This window comes from Polyangium fumosum (assembly GCF_005144585.1).
Taxonomy (GTDB): Bacteria; Myxococcota_A; Polyangia; order Polyangiales; family Polyangiaceae; genus Polyangium; species Polyangium fumosum.
The window spans coordinates 105,808-122,406 of sequence record NZ_SSMQ01000019.1; the positions used below are offsets into that span (position 1 = coordinate 105,808).

Sequence of the window (16,599 nt, forward strand, 5' to 3'; positions counted from 1 at the left end):
AGGGGCATGGAAGAGACAAGGGAGGAACCTTGTCCACGCTTTCCGGAGGCGCGCGGACACGTCGGTGGAAGACGGCACGCGAAGCCGGAGGACCTCCCGCGAAGCGTGGATTCGCGTATCGTGCGCGGGTGGCTTCTGTCCCCGTGACGTTTTTCTACCGGCCGGAGCGACCCGCGGCGTTCGCGTCGATCTGCGGGGAATGGTCGGCGTTTCATCCGACGCCGATGGCGCGGCGCGAGGACGGGTCGTTCGAGGCGACGATCGAGGCGGCGATCGGGGTGCACGAGTACAAGCTGCACGTGGAAGGCGCGCGCTGGGAGCTCGACCCGGCAAACCCGCGGACGCGGGCGCGGGGCGGCCTGCGGAACAACGTGCTCGTGGTGGGCGGCGCGGACGAGCCGATCCTGCACGCGCCGGTGCGCCCCTTCGTGGGCGTGGTGGAGGACGGTCGGCTCTGCATTCGCGCGGCGCTGCGTCGCGGGCACGGGAGCGGCCTCGTCGTGCGGTGGGACGAGGGCGCAGGGGGGCGCGAGGAGGCCATGCAGGTCGCGGCGGAGGAGGACGAGCACGTCGTCTTCGAGGCGCGGCTGCCAGCGTCGGCGCGGCGCGTCTCGTACGTGTTTCGATTGGAATCGGGGCGGCTCGTCGGGCGCGCGGGCGGGGCGGGGCAATGGTTCACGATTCCGCGGCCGGAGGCGCCCAAAAGCGCGGGGCGGGGTGAGGGCGCGGCGGCGATTTCGATCGAGGGGCCATCGGCGTCGGAGACGTCCGGCGACGCGTTTCGCGCGGGGCGCGTGGTCGCGCCCTTGCCCGTGCGGCTTTACGTGACCGTGACCGAGCGGTGCAACCTGCGCTGCGCCCATTGCATCACGGACGCGCCGGAGAAGACGCGGAGCGGGCGCGCACGCACGATGCAGCGGTGGCTGCTCGACGCGCTGCGGGAGCCGTTCGCGGCCGCCGAATACGTGGGCTTCGTGCACGGCGGCGAGGCGCTCGTGGCGCCGATCTTCCCGGAGGTGCTCGCGGCGATCCAGAGAGGCCGCGCGGGTCGTCCGGGCCGCACGAACGTGCATTTGCTGTCGAATGGAATGGCGCTCGACGAGGCGCGGTTCGATGCGCTCTGTGATCTCGGGCTGACGAGCCTTTCCCTTTCGCTCGACGGCGCGACGGCGGGGACCAACGACGGGCTCCGGATCGGCGGGCGGTTCGCGACCCTCGTGAAGAACATCGAGGGCATGGTCCGGCGGCGCGCGGCGCGTGGGGTCGACGTGCGGATCGGGATCTCGACGGTCGTGACGGCCTCGAACGTGGACGAATTGCCCGCGCTCGGGAGGCTCGTGGCTTCGCTCGGGGTCGATTGGTTGAAGGTCGAGGAGGTTTTCCCGTGCACGACGCGGGCGCAGGCCGAATGGATCGATCCGCGGGGGGAGCGGGTGTTCCGTGGGGTCCGTGCGCTCGGGGCGATCCTCGCGCCTGCGGGCGTCGTGCTCGTGGATCACCTCGATCCCCGCGGCGCCTGCCCTTGCGTTGCCGGCGAAGATCCCGCGTTTCGGGTGTTTCGCGCGGCCGACGATTTCGCCAACCGCACGCGTTTTCTGACGTGTCGCATGGAATGGGAGCAGGCGTGCATCGATCCGGATGGCAGCGTGCATCCCGTGGCGTACGAGGCGCCGGTGATCGGCTCGCTCGCGTCGTCGTCGCTCGTTTCCCTCTGGAACGGAGAGGGGATGCAGAGCCTGCGTCGTGCCGCGCTTTCCAGGACGTCGGCGTCGATCCGGCAGGGCTGCCCCGAGGCGGCTTGCGTCCCGACGCCGCGGCGTGCCACGATCGCGCCATGAAACGCATTTCACCTTTCTATGGGCTCGTGCTCGTTCCTTTCCTCCTGACCGCCGCGGGCTGCTCCGACGACGAGGGAGACGGCAACACGAATGCAGGCGAGCCAGCCTCGATGCAAGGGATCACGGAGGCCCACAACGCGGCGCGCGCGTCCGTCGATCCGCCGCCCGCAGAGCCGCTGCCGCCCCTCGTCTGGTCGTCCGAGATCGCCGCCGTCGCCCAGGCCTACGCGGAGAAATGCGTATGGGAGCACAGCAGCAACGACTACGGCGAGAACCTCTACGCGAGCTCCAATGGCTCGACCGCGGAGAAGGTCGTCTCGAACTGGGTCTCCGAGAAGGCCGATTACATCTATTCGTCGAACGAGTGTTCGGCCGTCTGCGGCCATTACACCCAGGTCGTTTGGGCGAAAACGACGAGGCTCGGCTGCGGCATGGCGAAGTGCAGCACAGGCTCGCCGCTCGGCGGCGGGGATTGGGAATTCTGGGTTTGCAACTACGATCCGCCCGGGAACTTCGTCGGGCAGAAGCCTTATTGATCAGGACCTGGCGAGCATGCGCGCGAAGTCGAGGCCCGTGATCAGGCCGACGAGCTCGCCGTTCTCCAGCACGAGCACGCGGCGCGCGCGCGATTCGAAGGCGTGCGCCGCCGCGCGGTAGAGCGGCGTCTTCACGTGCTGCGTGAGGATGCCGTAGTTCATCACGTCCTCGACCTTCGTCTCGGGCGCGAAGCTGCGCGCCGCGAGCGCCTCGACCTGCGTGAAGACGCCGACCGGGTGGCGGTATTCGTCGACGATCACGACGCCCGTCACTTGTGCGCGGTCGAGCCGCGACGTGGCGTCGGCGATCGTGGCCGTGAGGGGGAGCGAGATCACGGGCTTCGTCATCACGTCGCCGATCGGCGCTTCGAGGCGCAGCGCGCGCACGGAGGAGAGCACCTCCTCGATGCTGAAGACGCCGATGAGCTTGCCTTCCTGCTCGACGTACACGCGATGCACGTGCTCGTCGGCCATGATCCGCGCCGCCGCCGTCACGGGCGCGTTCGGCGAGACCGTGAGCACGCCCTTGTGCATGTGATCCGAGACGGGCTCGGTGGGCAGGTCGATCGGCTGGATGCCCGCGAGCGAGGCCGGTTGCAGGCGGCCGATGCGCAGGAGGTCGGTCAACGAGACGACGCCGAGCGCCTTGCCCGTGTCGTCGACGACGGGCGCCGACGAGATGCGGCGCGACGCGAGCAGCAGGTAAGCCTCATCCACGAGCGTGTCGGGGGTCACCGACAGCACGGGGGATTTCATCAGCGTCGAGACGAGGAGGGGCGTGGTCATAGGGGCGGCGCCTGGCAAGACGTTTGCCAAGTCATATACAAGCCTCCCGTCCCGCTTGTCGAGCCCCTTCCTGCAACCTTTGCGTGAAGCCTGCAACCCTTGCGCTCCCCGCGGCGAGGCAACGCACATGGAGTCTCCATCCAGCTTCACACGAAAGTGGTGAATCCTGCGGAGGCTCGTTGCAAAAGGAGATGGTGGGTTTTTCGTTTCGTTCGTTGGGGCGCCTCGCGAACGAAAACGTCGGCATGTTCGATTCTTCGGTCGCTGCGGGATGGCGTGACCGACGACGACTCGTGATCTCGAAACGGTGTGTCTGGGCCACCAAAATGGTAAAGAAGCGGCGAAGCTCGGAATCTCCCGAATGCCATTCGCGAAATGTCGTGGGATCTGGGGGCGCGACGTCATTGCGCTGACGCTCGATGGGCCGCGCGTCCTTCGAAGATTCACGGCGCCCTCGGAATGCATACGTCCTGGGTGCTTCCGTGCCGTAAAGTAAACCCTGGGCTGCTCTCGAAATCGGCGCAGGGCCGCGAGGGGAGCTCGCAAGCGGTCGGAGGATGGGACGCATGGCAGGGTCGAGGACCTGGACAGTAGGCAAGCAGTTCAGCGCGGCCATCGCGCTTCCTCTCCTTTTTTTGGTGCTCATCGGCTCGTACGCCTACGTGACGACCCAGCGGCTCCTCGTGGCCACGGGTGCCGTGGGGCACACCCGCGAGGTCCTGACGGCGCTGTCGAGCACGCTCTCCGCGTTTCAGGACATGGAGACCGGCCAGCGCGGCTACGTGATCACCGGGAACGAGTCGTTCCTGGATCCTTACCGCGAGGGAGACGAGGCCATCGAGCGAGCGCTCGCCGAGGTCGAGCGCCTGACGAGCGACAACGAGCGCCAGCAGCAGCGCCTTCCGGAGCTGAAAAAGCTCGTCGATGAGGAGCGGGTCGCGCTCTCCGGCGCCATCGACGTGCGCAAGAACGAGGGGCTCGAGTCCGCGGTGAAGGTCGTCTCCGCGGGGCGTGGCAAACGCACGATGGACGCGGTGCGGGCCATCATCGACGCGATGATCGCCGAGGAGCGCACGCTGCTCGGGATACGGGCTGCGGTCGTCGACGAGCTCGTGCGTTCGTTCGCCCAGACGCTCGTGGGCGCGTGTGTTCTCGCGTTCGTCTGCGTGAGCGGCCTGGGCGCCTACATCGTCCGCGCGCTGAACCGGCAGATCGGGGCTGCCGCCGCGCGCATGCGCGCCGCCGCGCGCGAGCTCGAGGCCGCCGCGACACAACAAGCGAGCTCGACGAACGAGCAGGTCGCGACCTCGCAGCAGGTGTCCGTGACGATCCGCGAGCTGACGGCCACCTCGCGCCAGATCGCCGAGAGCGCCGTGCAGGTGAGTCGCATCGCGGAGGACACGTCTTCGGCCGCGCGAGGCGGCGATCAGACCGTGACCGCGGCGCGCGAGACCGTCGATGGGACCCGCAAGCATGTCGATCGGGTCGTCGCGCACATGCTCGGCTTGAACCAGCGATCCCAGGAGATCGGGGGCATCGTGGACATCATCCGCGAGCTCGCCGAGCAGACGAACATCCTTGCGATCAACGCGACGATCGAGGCGGCGGGCGCGGGAGACGCGGGGCGGCGCTTCGGCGTGGTCGCCGACGAGATCCGGAAGCTCGCCGATCGCGTGTCCGGCGCGGCGCGGGACATCCAGCACCTGGTCGAGCAGGTGCGAGGCGCGACGAACACGACCGTGATGGCCACGGAGGACGGCGCAAAAGCCGTGGAGGCGAGCACGCGCAGCTTCGAGGACGTGGGCGCGAGCTTCGAGCGCATCCGCACGTACGTGGTGGACACGGCGCGATCGTCGCGTGAGATCGAGGCGAGCACGCGGCACCAGACGACGGCGATGGAGCAGGTGAACCAGGCGATGCAGTCCGTGTCGGAGGCCGCGCGCGAGGTGCAGACGAGCGCGAAACAGACGCTCCAGACGGCCTCGGAGCTGTCGAGTGTGTCCGAGGAGCTCTTGCGGCTCGTACGATCGAACGAGGCCGGTCGGGCGGCGCTCGTGTAGCGTCAGCGCGCGCGGCGGCGGCTGCGTTGATCTTCGTAGAGCGAAGGCGGGTCGAGCGCGTCGCCTTCGTCGAGGCCCTCGACCCAGTCGACGGGCTGGGTGCCGAGGGCCATCGGCAGCGGCGACTCGGTCGTGACGTAGAGGCCCTCGGTCCCGATCACGTACCCCGTGCCGAACTGGAGCGATCGGAGCGCGCCCTTGCCGCGGTTGTTCCAGAGCACGTTCTCGGTGCCCGTGTGGCCGGCGCCCGTGCTCTCGTCGTTGCGGTTCACGATGGAGAAGCCGTCGTCGAAGGTCGAGGCGTCGATGAGGTTCGCCGTGGCGAGCGAGTGGTGGAACTCGGACAAACCCGTGAAGCCCGAGGCGTCGTTCATGTCGGTGAGCGATTCCCCGTTCTTGCTTTGAATGCGTAAGAAGACGCAGCCGGTCGTGCCGAAGCCCCAGTTCTGGATGAAGTTGTGCCTCCCGCCGTCGCCTTCGCTGTCGGCGATGAGGATCTCGTTCGAGCGGCGGATCTCGAAGAGATAGCCGTTTCCGCCGCCGCCGCGGTTTTGCGCGAGGCCGAGCGAGACATGCTGGACGGTGACGCGCGTGGTCTCTTCGAGGAGGATGCCGCCCGAGGCGAGGTGCGCGCCGCTGCCCGGGCCCTCGGCAGGCGCGGCGGGCGAGGGGAACGAGGCGACGTCCTTGATCCAGCAGTCGACGACACGCCGGAGGTCGATCGCGTGGACCTGCGACGCGGCCCAGGCCTCGGCCCAGGAGACGGCGTTCGACACGCCGAGCGACTCGACGCCGCACTCGCGGAGCAGGCCCGTGACGCGCTTCAGGCTCGCGCCGTCGCGGAGCTTGGCCGGGTAGCGCAGCGGCACGTCGAGCGTGATCCGGTGCGGCGAGGAGGTCTTGTCGACGGCGGCGACGGTCCGGCGGAAGAAGGGCTGCCAGGTGTCGTTGAAGGCCGTCCACGTGCCCGTCATGCCGTGCTCTTCGAGGAAGGCAGGCGTGATGCTCCAGCCGAGGAGGACGTCGTCACCCGGCGCGAGGTCCTCGGCGCTCGCGACCTCGACGACGTCGGCGCGCGAGGTCGCGTCCACGGCGAGCGGGAGCTCGAGGTTCGGCTCGGCCTTGCCTAGGAAGGCGAGGTGCGCGTCGTAGTCCATGCCCGCCGATCGCGTGAAGTGGAGCCGCGATTTCGTGGCGCCCGCGCCGCGCAGGACAACACCGGACGCGGAGACGACGAGCTTGTCGTCGATCCGATAAAGGCCCTCGGGGAACGTGACGATCCCGCCTCCTTGGGCCGCGGCCGCGTCGATGGCAGCCTGCACGGCCAAGGTCGCGTCCATCTGCCCGGTGGGATCCGCGCCCTGCGTGACGACGTCGAAGATCGGCGCCGCGGCGGGCGCGCCGGGCGGGGCCTCGGCGTGGTGGTAGCCCGCGTAGGAGAAGTCGTGGAGGAAGTGGCCTTCGGCGTCCGTGAACGAGGGCGTCCAGTCCTCGGGGTAGAGGGCGCTGCGGAACGAGGCGGGGCCGGCGTCGGTGCCCGCGTCGGGCGCGGGCGGCGGGGCGCCTCCGGGCGGCTCGTCGCTGCACGCGGCGAGGCACGGGAGGAAGGCGAGCAAGCCGAGGAGCGGGCGCATGGGCGCCCAGGATAGATCAGGACGCCGGGGCGAACGCGCCTGCGATGGAGCTGGCGATCGCGACCGTGACGGGGATGGTGAAGTTGTCGTCGAGGCGCGAGGAGACGAGCTCGGCGATCGCGCCCGCGGCCGCGCCGGCGGAGGCGATGAGCAGCATCGCGGGGAGCGGCAGGCCGTGGAAGGCCATGAGCGTCGCGAGCGCGGCGAGCGTGCCGACGGCGAAGAAGCCGAGCGTGCCTTCGAGCGAGCGGTTCGCGAGGATCTTCGTGCGTCCGATGCGGCGGCCGATGAAGCCCGCCGCCGGGTCGGCGAGGCCGAGGATCACGACGCCGAGCTCGGCCGCCTGCAAGGGCGCGAAGAGCGAGAGGCCGACCAGGGCCGTGAGATACCAGGTGGACGAGTTCACCCGGTGCCGCTCCATCGGGTGGGCGACGCGCGAGAAGAACTTCATCATCCGCTCATTGACGGCCGGGCTCAGGCGACGGGCGATCTCGCAGGACCAGGCCCAGGCGCAAAGCGATACGCTCGCGGCGATCAACCACCCGCGGCTCGGCACGATGCGGAGCATGACGAGCGCGACCAGCGCGGAGAGGACGTGGAAGAGGCTGCGCGTCCAGTTCTCGGGCCGTGCGGGCGGCACGGGCGCCGACGCGGAGACCGAGGAAAAAGGCACCGTGGGGAGCTCGATGTCGAGCGCGGTCGGATCAACGGTGGACTTGGACAAGGCAACGAAGGCTACCCGCCGCCTCCGCCCAGGAGTTTCAGCTTTCTGTCATTTCGGTGGGGGTGAACCCACGAATGGTTCAGGCGCCTCGCGCGAGCCGACGCACGGCGTCAATCGTGGCAATCGGAATTTTGCTGCTCGATGAAACGGAAGGCGAGGCTTCTTCGACCAGCCTGTGCACCATGACATCGGCCACGGTGCTCGGCTCGATCGTGCGAGGCATGACCAGCGCGGAGGCGAGGGCCGCGTTGCGCTTCGCGGTCGCCACGGGAGGCCAGGTGGCCGAGGGAGAATCGTCGAGCACGATCATGGGCACGCCGTTCGGCTGCTTCGCCCGGAGGAGGCCGAGCACGCGGAGGAAGCACCTCCGGTCGACCACGGCGCCGTCGACGCCCGCGCCTTCGAGGTCGAGGAACTGGGCGGCCTGGTCGACGCTCTCCAGCGAGACGATGTCGCAGCCGTGCCCGATGCGGAGGACCTTTCCGAGCGCCTCGCGCAGGGCGCCGTCGGCGTCGACGAGGAGCACGCGAAAGGCGCGCGGGGCGGCCTCGGTCTGCGGATTGCCGGTGAGGGCGTGGGCGCGGTTGATCAGATACGATTTCGAGTGGGGTTTGCCCACGAAGTCGTCGGCGCCCACGCCGAGGCCGCGGAGGCGCGAGCCGAAGCGCGCGTCGCTCGAGAGGATCATGACCGGCAGGCGCTCGAGCGCCGGATCCCGGCGAATCTCGCGGAGCAGGTCGATCCCGTCGCCGTCGGGCAGGAGGACGTCGAGGATGGCGAGCTGGAACGGGTCACGCTCGCGGTACTGCGCGATCGCGCGCCGGGCTGCGTCGAGCGTGGGCACGGGGGTTACCCGGAAGCCGGCTTCCCGCAGCTCCGCGGCGATGACCATACGAACGGTGGTGCTGTCATCGACGAGCAGGACGTGCGGAGCCATTGATACGGACCTCCTGGTGAATCACACCCCAGCAGGCAGCCTACATGGTTTTTACCCGCTGCATAGTCTGTCTCGACACGCTCGTGAAACAGTCACAGGAAAGTGTACGCCATTCCGTTGACAATTCCGTAGGGGAACACCCACCTGCGACGAGACACTGCGCGCTCACGTCCTGCTGGCGGTGCGATGCGCCTGTCCCAGGCAGAAGGTCGACGTCCGCTCGGGCGGAGGATCAGGCCGCCCCTGTCCAGGGCTTCGGCTGATAGAAGAGGTTCGGCTTGAGCATGACATCGGGATGACGGTCCTCATCCATGTAGAACACCGACGTCGCGCTGCCGCCGATGGGAGGGACGATCCAGCTCCAGCGCATGTGCACGCAGCGGCCCTGGCCTTGTTCGGCCTGGGCAAACTGCACGAAGTCCTCGGAGGCCGTGTGGTGGTCGACGATCTTCACGCCCGCGCGCTCGAACGAATGTACGACGGCCCGCACGAGCTCGACCTGCGCGCGGTCGCGCCAGAGCGAGGAGGAGCGCTGGATGTCGAGCCCGAGCCGCTCGGCGATCACGGGGAGCATGTTGTAGCGATAGGGATCACTGAAATTGCGCGCGCCGATCTCGGTCGCCATGTACCAGCCGTTGAAAGGCGCGGCCGGATACTTCACGCCGCCGATGTCGAGCAGGAGCTCGGAGACGGCCGGAAGCGCGTACCAGCGGAGCCCGAGCGAGGCGAACCACGGCAGATCGGGGTGCACGAGCGGCACCTCGCGCACGACGCGCCGCGGGATCTCCATCCAGCGCGGCTCGCGGCCGGGGAGCTTCACGATGAGCGGGAGCAGGTCGAAGCGCGTGCGGGCGCCGCCTTTCCAGCCGAGCTCGAGCGCCTTCGTGGTGAGCTCGACGTTCATCGGATCCCCGGTGACGGTGCCGTCCGGATTCGGGTATCCCGCATAACGCAGGAGCTGACCGTTCCAGATACGTGGACCCTCGCCGGCGCGGCTGGCCGGGGCGAGGACGGTCATCATGGCGCGTAGGTTTCCGCCGTGCGTGGCGAGCTCGATGTGCTCGACCAGGGCCGAGAGGATCTCGTCCTCGTCCGTGAGATGGCGCATATCGCGCACTTCGAGCCCGTTCCAGAAGAGGCGCCCGATGCAGCGGGTGGAGTTGCGCCAGGCGAGCTTGGCGCCGAAGGAGAGCTCGTCGTAGGTCTGGACATAGGTGCCCGTGCGCTGGAGCTCGGCGGAGACCTGGGCCCATCGGACCTCGAATGCCCGAGGTGCCCCCTTTTCCCGGTAAAACTGGGCGAGATAAGCCCGCGCTTCTTCGGCGACGCTCGTCTCCTGCCCCGCGACGACGGGCGGAATGACGCCGAGGCCGTCCTCCCGGTGGGTGCCGTGCGCGAAGGGACAAACGCCGTCCGCGCGTGATCTGGAGGAGGGAATCGGCGAGGAAGCGGGGGCGGACGAGGGCGGCGCGATGGTGCCCGGGGCCGGCGGGAGCATGCCCGAGGCGTGTGGTGGAGGGGCGCTCGGCGGCGTCGTGGGAGGCGGCGCGGCGGGGCGCGCGGACGAGCCCGGTGCATAAGAGATGTCGACGGCCGGCGGCGGTTTCGGCAGGAGGCTCGTGGGGAACGAGGGCGGCAGGTGCAAGGGCGGCACGTGCGCGGGGGGGACGAGCGTCGCGGGCGCGAGCAAGGAGGGCCTGCGGCCGGGCTGCGCGACGACGACGCTGCCCGCGATGAACTCCTCGATGTGGAGGTGTGTATCGAGCACGCCCTGTTCGAGCAGGAGTTTGCTCATCGCGCGGAGATACGGGATGGGGCCGCAGAGGAACCAATCGGCGTCGGGGTGGGTCTCGACGAGCGAGGCGACCTCGGCGGCGCCGAGCCGGCCCCATACCTCGGTGAAACGAATGCGGGCCGTGACGTTCGGGCAAGCGGCGGCGAGCGCGTGGAGCTCGTCGGCATAAGGGGCCGAGGCGGGGCTGTGCGCCGAGTAATCGACGTGGACGCGGCGCGCGCTGCCCTTTTCGCGGATCGCGCGGCACGCCGCGATGGCGGGTGTCACGCCGATGCCGGCGACGAGGTACACGACGGGGCGATCGTTCGGCGGCATCGTGAAATGGCCGCCGGGCGCGGAGATGCGGATGAGCGCGTCCTCGGGGCGGCGCTCGAAGAGCCAGGTGGAGAACACGCCGCCCGGGAGCCGCTTGACCGTGATCTCGTACTGGCCGCTCGACGTGGGCGCCGAGAGGGTATACGGGCGCTCGATGAAGCGGCCGTCGATTTCGGCCTGGATGACGACGTGCTGGCCCGGCTCGGCGGGGAGGACCTCGCCGTCGCGAGGGACGAGGCGGAAGGCGCGTACGCCCGGACAAACATCGGTGGCGGACACGATCTCGGCCGAGGTCCAGGCGCTCTTGCCGAGCATGTCGGCGATGCGGGGCAGGCACGCGCCGCACGCGCTGCCGGCGCGGGTGCGGTCGCGAATGGCCTCGGGCGTATTGCAGCCGGCGAGGATGGCGCGGCGGAGGTCGCGCCTGCGCACGCGCATGCAGGTGCAGACGATCTCGTCGTCGGGCCGGAGCGAGGGCGGCGATTCGAGGTCGATGGAGCCCGTCTCGGTGAAGGCCGCGCATTGCCAGGGCGAGAGGGAGCCGCCTTCGAGGGCGAGCGCGTAGAGCTTGGGGAGATCGACCCAGTCGCCGCGGGCCGTGAACGAGAGGATGCGGCCGTCGTTGGGCGTGACCACGATTTCGCGTTCGAGGCCGCGGCGCGCGTCGATGAATCGGTATTTTCCGCGCTCGTCGGGCGGGCCTTCGAGCCCCGGCTCGCTGACGGCGAGGTGGTGCAGCTCCTCGCCCGGGACGTGCGAGGCGACGGCGTGACGGCCGCGGGGCAGGTGATAAAGCGAGGTGATGCAGGGTTTGCCCAGGAACCTGCCCGCGAAGATGGTGACGAACCCGCGGTGGGGCAGCTCGTACACGCTCTCCAGGCTGTCGAAGTATTCCCGCAGCTCGGCGGATTGCTCGAGGATCGCGAGGAATCGATCGCCGGGCACGCGGAAGGCCGTGACCGGGTCCTCGGCGACGGCGGTGGCCGAGCGGGATTCGCGGCGCAAGAGGCCCCGTTCGCCGACGCAATGGCCGGCCTCGACGCGCGACAGGAGCTGCGGGCGCCCGTCTTTCTCGACGTACACGCCGACGGCCCCGGTGACGACGACGTACACCGCGTCGGCGGGCTCGCCCTGATAAAAAAGCGCCTCGCCGCGCTCGTACGTGACGAGCTTGGCGCCGAGCCCGTCGTGCTCGCCGCCCTCGGCGCCGCCGAGCTCACGCAATGCCCGAAACAAGCTCGACTGCTGCACGAGCCGGTCGCGGAGCTGCGCCTCGCCGAGGCGCACGAGCGCCTCGCGGCGGGGGTCGTCGGGCGGGAGGGTATTGCGGAAATCCTGGGCGGCGATGCGGGCCACGGCGACGGGGCCCGTCGCGCGCACGGTGGCCGCCCTGCGCCCGCCCGAGCGACCAAGCAGAGCTTGCTCGCCGAAAAGCGCGCCGGGTTCGAGGCGCGCCAGGCGGATGACGCCGCCGCCCGGCCGCGCGCCGAACACCTGGCAAATGCCCTCGACCAGGACGAAGGCCGCGTCCCCGATTTCACCCTCCCGCACGATCTGCGCGCCGGATTCGTAACGCTGGACGACGATCCCTTCGAGCAGGCTGTTCGTCGCGTCCTGCCCGAGGCCTTCGAGCAGGCCGGCCCCGCGGATCAAGCCTTCGACGTCGTGGGTCATTATCGCCACGTCCCTTACCATCCATGCGCGCGGCCTCGCAAGGTCGCCGGAAATGTGGGACAACACCGCACGCTCGCGTGAACGAGCTTGTCCCGAGGGGGACGCCTCGCGTCCCCCTCTCGCCCGGGCAAAGCCCGGTCGATTCACCCCCCGAGGCGATCTCGCTTCGCGATCTCGCAGAGCGCCGAACGGGTCGGCGCTCCAGGTGTGTCCTGTTCGCGCAATCTCGACTACCTCATGTCCGAACCCACCGTTCATCTCCTCGGCCCGTTTCACGTCCCCGGCCTTTCGGCGCGTCATGTCCGCGTGTACGTCCCGCCGCGCCGCGCGCCGATGAAGCCGCCCGTGCTCTACCTTTTCGACGGGCAGAACCTCTTCCACGACGAACCTTCGTTCGTCGGCGGCTGGCACCTGCACGAGGTGGGGGCGCGGCTCGCGGCGCGCGGCGAGCGTGTGCCCGTGATCGTGGGCATCGACCACGGCGGGCACGAGCGCATCGAGGAGCTCTCGCCGTTCCCGACGCGCGCGGGTCCCGGCAGGCTCGAGCTTTTGCTCGACTGGATGCGCGGCGGGCTCGGCCCCCATATCGAACATCATTTCGGGGTGTCGACGGATCCGGCCGACACGGGCGTCGGCGGCTCCTCGATGGGCGGGCTCGCCGCGCTTTATGTGCACCTCCGCGCGCCGGAGCGGTTCGGGCTGGCGATGAGCATGTCGCCGTCGCTCCAGATCGGGCAAGGCGCGATCTTCGACTGGATCGACGCGCACCCGCGCCCGCGCGCCTCGCGCATTTACCTCGACGCGGGCGCGCTCGAGGCGGGCGGCGGCCTCTTGCGGGCGGCCGAGCGCCTCGCAACCAGGTTCGTCGAGCGCGGCTACGATCCGCATTCGCTGAAGTTCGTCGCGGCAAAACGCGGCGCCCACAACGAAAAAAACTGGCGCCGGCGAGCGCCCGGCGCGATTCGATTCCTGTTCGGCCGGAAGTGGCGGCGCTGATCGTATTTCCCCTTGCCCGGGGCGCGTTTCGCCAGTATCGGAGAGCCTCATGCGCTCTGCCTGCCTCGCCTCCGTCCTTGCCGCCCTTGCCTTCGCGCCGCCCGCGTTTGCCCAGGCCATCCCGGGCCCGCCCGATGCGCCCGTCGCGCCGCCCGACGCCCCGCCTGCGCCGCCCGCGCCGGGGCAGGAGCCGGCGTCGCCGAAGGTGCCCGAGGCCGCCGAGCCCATGGCGCCGCCGTCCGGCATTGCCAAACCCGAGGCGCCGAAGCCCGCGGTGCCCGCCGCGGAGCCGGCGAAGGAGCCCGCGCAAGCGCCGGGGAAAGGCACGCCGCGGATTCACATCGAGGCGGACCGGCCGGGGGTGAAGCTCTTGCGGATCGCGGGGGTGGTCTCGGATCAGGCGGGCGAGGGGATCTTCGTGCGGACGGCGTGCGAGGCGCCCTGCGATCGGATCGTGGACGGCCGCAAAAACGAGGTCTTTTTCTTCGGCGCCGACGGAATGGTGCCCTCGCGGGGTTTTTTGCTGTCGAACGTGGGCGGCGACGTCGTGGCGAACGTGGACGGCGGGAGCTTCCTGGGCCGGCAGCTCGGGTTTCTTTTTGGCGGCTTCGGCGGCGCGGCCGTCCTCGGCGGCGCGATCATGCTGGGCATTGGATACAGCGCCGACGGCGCGACGCTGAACAGCGAAGGAAAGGTGACCCAGGGCGAAAACAAAGCCCTCACGACGGGCGGCTTCGTCACGCTCGGCGTGGGCGCGGCGCTGGTGGCCACGGGGATCACGCTCGTCCTCTTGAACAAGACCGAGATCAAGCTCGTGCAAGCGACGCCGAAATCGGCGGGCGTGCGGCTTTTGATGGGGCGCATCGTGTTCTGAGCGGGTGACGCCACGGGGGGGACGTGGAGCATCTCATTCAAGTGTACGGGTACGTCGCCGTGCTCATCGGCACGTTCTTCGAGGGCGAGACCGTGGCGATGCTCGGGGGGTTTGCGGCCCATCAGCAGCATCTGCGGTTTTCGTGGGTCGTCTTGACGGCGTTCGTAGGCTCCGCCATGGGCGACCAGGTCGCGTATTTCCTCGGCAAGCGCTTCGGGCGTTCCTTCGTCGATCGGCGTCCGAAGCTCGCGTCGCACATCGGGCGGGCGACGTCGCTCCTGGAGCGGCACCCGGTGCTGTTCATTCTGGGATTCCGGTTCATTTATGGACTTCGCAACGTGGCGCCGGTCGCGATCGCCCTGAGCCGCATTCCGACGGCCCGTTTTCTCGTGCTGAATGTGATCTCGGCGGCGGTGTGGGCCGTGCTCGTCACCGGGGCGGGGTATCTGTTCGGGCAGGCGGTCGAGGCGGCGCGGGGGAAGCTGCACGCCTGGGACGAGCGGCTCGCGATGGGCGCGGTGCTCGCGGCGATTTCGATCTTCGGGTTCAATCTGCTGCGGGAGAGGGTCTCCCGGCGGCAGACGGCTTCGAAGGGGCGGTGATGCGGGGCGGGAAACGTCGAGCGAGGTAGACGACGGAGAAGAGCGCGAAGGCGAAGACGGGGAGGTTGCGGGAGAGGTAGAGGGGGTCGTAGGCCGTGCCGTAGGCCTCGTCCTGGTAGCTGTCCATGATGAGGTGGGTGAAATTGAAGAAGGCCGTGAGCGTCGAGCCGATGAGGCCGAGCGAGACGAAGGTCGACCACTTCTTTCGGACGCCCGCGAGGAACGCGCAGCCCAGCAAAACCGCGACCAGCGCCTGGGCGAGGAACCAGGAACACGAATGCCCGTGAGGGCTCTCTTCCGTCACGTGCCTGCGGAGTTCGGGAGCTATATCGATGGCGATGGCCGCGGCGACGAGGAGGAGGCCGCCTTGAAGCACGCGGAGCGCGATGGGGGCTCGACCGGAGAGGGCCTGGACATCGGGCGGGTATTTGCGAGAAAGGTAAATCAAAAGGGTCGTCGAGAGTGCGACACAGAGAAAGTTCCAGGCGAGGTAATCGGGGTGCTTGGTCGAATAGAACATCGAACTCGGCAGCGCCATCCTGAGGAAATACAGGAGCGCGCCGAAGCCGCTGATGGCTCGATCGACGATTGCAAGGAGAACGAACGTCCGAAAATGACCACGCCACGCCGCCACACACGCGCCTCCCATGAGCGGCAGGAGCACGAGGTGGTAAAGCATGTCGAAGGGGGGGCCTCCTGCGTCGGGCGTTCGCCACGCACGGGCGGCAGAGTAGACCCCGAGGACGACGAAGATCGTGAAGAGGCGGCGCAGCCAGAGGAGATCCCTCGGCGGGGATGCCAGGTTGTGATGTCTCATGAGTACCCCCTAAAATGTGATCTGGAAAGCACAACGGCTTCCCGATCAGGTTGAAACCACTTCAGAACAGCCGATCCTCCTTCCCTCGTCCCGTACGCGGCTCGTTTCGGAGACCTTCCTGCCTCCCGAGACCCCTCGAAGCCGCGCCTTCGAGGCCCATCGACCTCCTCGCGCGCCTCGCAAGGGCCTCGGCCAGACCGATCGGCCTCCGCGGCCCGCCTTCACCCGTTCTCGGGAGACCCTTCGGCCTCTGCGGCCGTGCTCCCGCCCGAGGGCCGCTTCTGCGTGGCCTCCCGGAACGCGTCGATCGGCCGTAGCGCCGTCCGGGCCCGCGTGATCGTCGCCGGCTCGTCTCGCTCCACCGTGGCGAGCACCTTCGTCGCGTACTCGACGAGCTCTTCCCCCATGGCCCGCACGTGCGCGCCGAGATCCTGGGTCAGCGCCGTTTCGCGCTGGAGGAGCCCCGCGACCATCTTGCCATAAGCGACGTGCTGCACGCGCACGTTGTCGAGGAACTCCTTGCCCGCGATGCGCTCGATATCGGTCGCAAAATGCTCGCCGTCGATGCGCCGGAGCACGGACTCCGCGATGGCATATTGCTCGGGGTAGGACTCGGTCAAGAACAAGAGCCCGGCCTCGCCGAACAGCTCCGCGAGGATCTGCGCGGCGCGCCGCGCGTCCGGATACGTGGCCTCGGGGAGCATCGCATAGGATTGGAGCCGCCCGCGCAGCGCGCTCCACGAATTGTCACCAGCTCGATCGATGGGCCGCGAATCCTCGTCCGTTCCCTTGCCGAGCGCCTTCTTGCGCGCCGTATGCGCGACCTGCGCGGCTTCGGCCGTCTCGACGAGCCGTTTGGCGGCCTTCGTCACCGAGGAAGGCATCCCCGCGGGGCAAGACTCCGCGAGGACGCGGCACAAGGTGATGCCACCCTCCAGGGTCATGATCGGGGCGCGGGCATAAAGGGCGAGATCGAGGGAAGATTGGGACATGTGAGGGCGCTTAACACAG

13 protein-coding genes are annotated in these 16,599 nt (G+C 69.0%); 6 read left to right on the plus strand and 7 right to left on the minus strand.

Annotated features, from left to right (window positions below):
• Positions 1-128 precede the first annotated feature (128 nt).
• Positions 129-1,838 carry a radical SAM protein gene (locus E8A74_RS19730; RefSeq protein WP_170229233.1) on the plus strand — a complete coding sequence of 570 codons (1,710 nt, stop codon included), beginning with the start codon at positions 129-131 and terminating at the stop codon, positions 1,836-1,838.
• A complete protein-coding gene (locus tag E8A74_RS19735) occupies positions 1,835-2,374 on the plus strand; it encodes a CAP domain-containing protein (RefSeq protein ID WP_136930586.1) in 540 nt (179 codons plus the stop codon). Before E8A74_RS19730 ends, E8A74_RS19735 begins: the two co-directional genes overlap by 4 nt.
• Here E8A74_RS19735 and E8A74_RS52450 read toward each other — a convergent pair whose 3' ends face one another.
• A complete protein-coding gene (locus tag E8A74_RS52450) occupies positions 2,375-3,160 on the minus strand; it encodes a CBS domain-containing protein (protein ID WP_170229234.1) in 786 nt (261 codons plus the stop codon).
• A gap of 566 nt (positions 3,161-3,726) precedes the next feature.
• Here E8A74_RS52450 and E8A74_RS19745 point away from each other — a divergent pair.
• On the plus strand, positions 3,727-5,220 hold the full coding sequence (locus E8A74_RS19745) for a CHASE3 domain-containing protein (protein ID WP_170229235.1): 1,494 nt from the start codon (positions 3,727-3,729) through the stop codon (positions 5,218-5,220).
• Between the two features lie 2 nt (positions 5,221-5,222).
• On the opposite strand, the gene E8A74_RS19750 is transcribed toward E8A74_RS19745, so the two are convergent.
• The 4 genes from E8A74_RS19750 to E8A74_RS19760 form a co-directional block, all read right to left on the minus strand.
• The gene (locus E8A74_RS19750) at positions 5,223-6,854 is read right to left on the minus strand and encodes a glycosyl hydrolase family 28-related protein (RefSeq protein ID WP_136930589.1); all 1,632 of its coding nucleotides are present in this window, start codon (positions 6,852-6,854) and stop codon (positions 5,223-5,225) included.
• Positions 6,855-6,870: 16 nt separating this feature from the next.
• Positions 6,871-7,578: a diacylglycerol/polyprenol kinase family protein gene (locus tag E8A74_RS52455; protein WP_170229236.1), complete on the minus strand. Its 708-nt coding sequence runs from the start codon at positions 7,576-7,578 to the stop codon at positions 6,871-6,873.
• A gap of 79 nt (positions 7,579-7,657) precedes the next feature.
• A complete protein-coding gene (locus E8A74_RS19755; RefSeq protein ID WP_136930590.1) occupies positions 7,658-8,515 on the minus strand; it encodes a response regulator transcription factor in 858 nt (285 codons plus the stop codon).
• Between the two features lie 232 nt (positions 8,516-8,747).
• On the minus strand, positions 8,748-12,299 hold the full coding sequence (locus tag E8A74_RS19760) for a nitric oxide synthase oxygenase (RefSeq protein ID WP_170229237.1): 3,552 nt from the start codon (positions 12,297-12,299) through the stop codon (positions 8,748-8,750).
• A 237-nt stretch (positions 12,300-12,536) separates the two neighbouring features.
• On the opposite strand from E8A74_RS19760, the gene E8A74_RS19765 reads away from it, so the two are divergent.
• Genes E8A74_RS19765 through E8A74_RS19775 form a run of 3 tightly spaced genes read left to right on the plus strand, consistent with a single transcriptional unit; the run spans position 12,537 to position 14,771 of the window.
• The gene (locus E8A74_RS19765) at positions 12,537-13,295 is read left to right on the plus strand and encodes an alpha/beta hydrolase (protein ID WP_136930592.1); all 759 of its coding nucleotides are present in this window, start codon (positions 12,537-12,539) and stop codon (positions 13,293-13,295) included.
• Between the two features lie 49 nt (positions 13,296-13,344).
• Complete coding sequence (locus E8A74_RS19770) at positions 13,345-14,169, plus strand: hypothetical protein (protein ID WP_136930593.1); 825 nt, start codon at positions 13,345-13,347, stop codon at positions 14,167-14,169.
• 23 nt (positions 14,170-14,192) lie between these two features.
• Positions 14,193-14,771 (plus strand): DedA family protein, encoded by a 579-nt coding sequence (locus tag E8A74_RS19775; RefSeq protein ID WP_136930594.1) that lies wholly within the window; start codon positions 14,193-14,195, stop codon positions 14,769-14,771.
• Here E8A74_RS19775 and E8A74_RS19780 read toward each other — a convergent pair.
• Positions 14,716-15,588: a hypothetical protein gene (locus E8A74_RS19780; RefSeq protein ID WP_136930595.1), complete on the minus strand. Its 873-nt coding sequence runs from the start codon at positions 15,586-15,588 to the stop codon at positions 14,716-14,718. The genes E8A74_RS19775 and E8A74_RS19780 overlap by 56 nt on opposite strands.
• Positions 15,589-15,809: 221 nt before the next feature.
• Complete coding sequence (locus tag E8A74_RS19785) at positions 15,810-16,580, minus strand: hypothetical protein (RefSeq protein WP_136930596.1); 771 nt, start codon at positions 16,578-16,580, stop codon at positions 15,810-15,812.
• Positions 16,581-16,599: the final 19 nt, after the last annotated feature.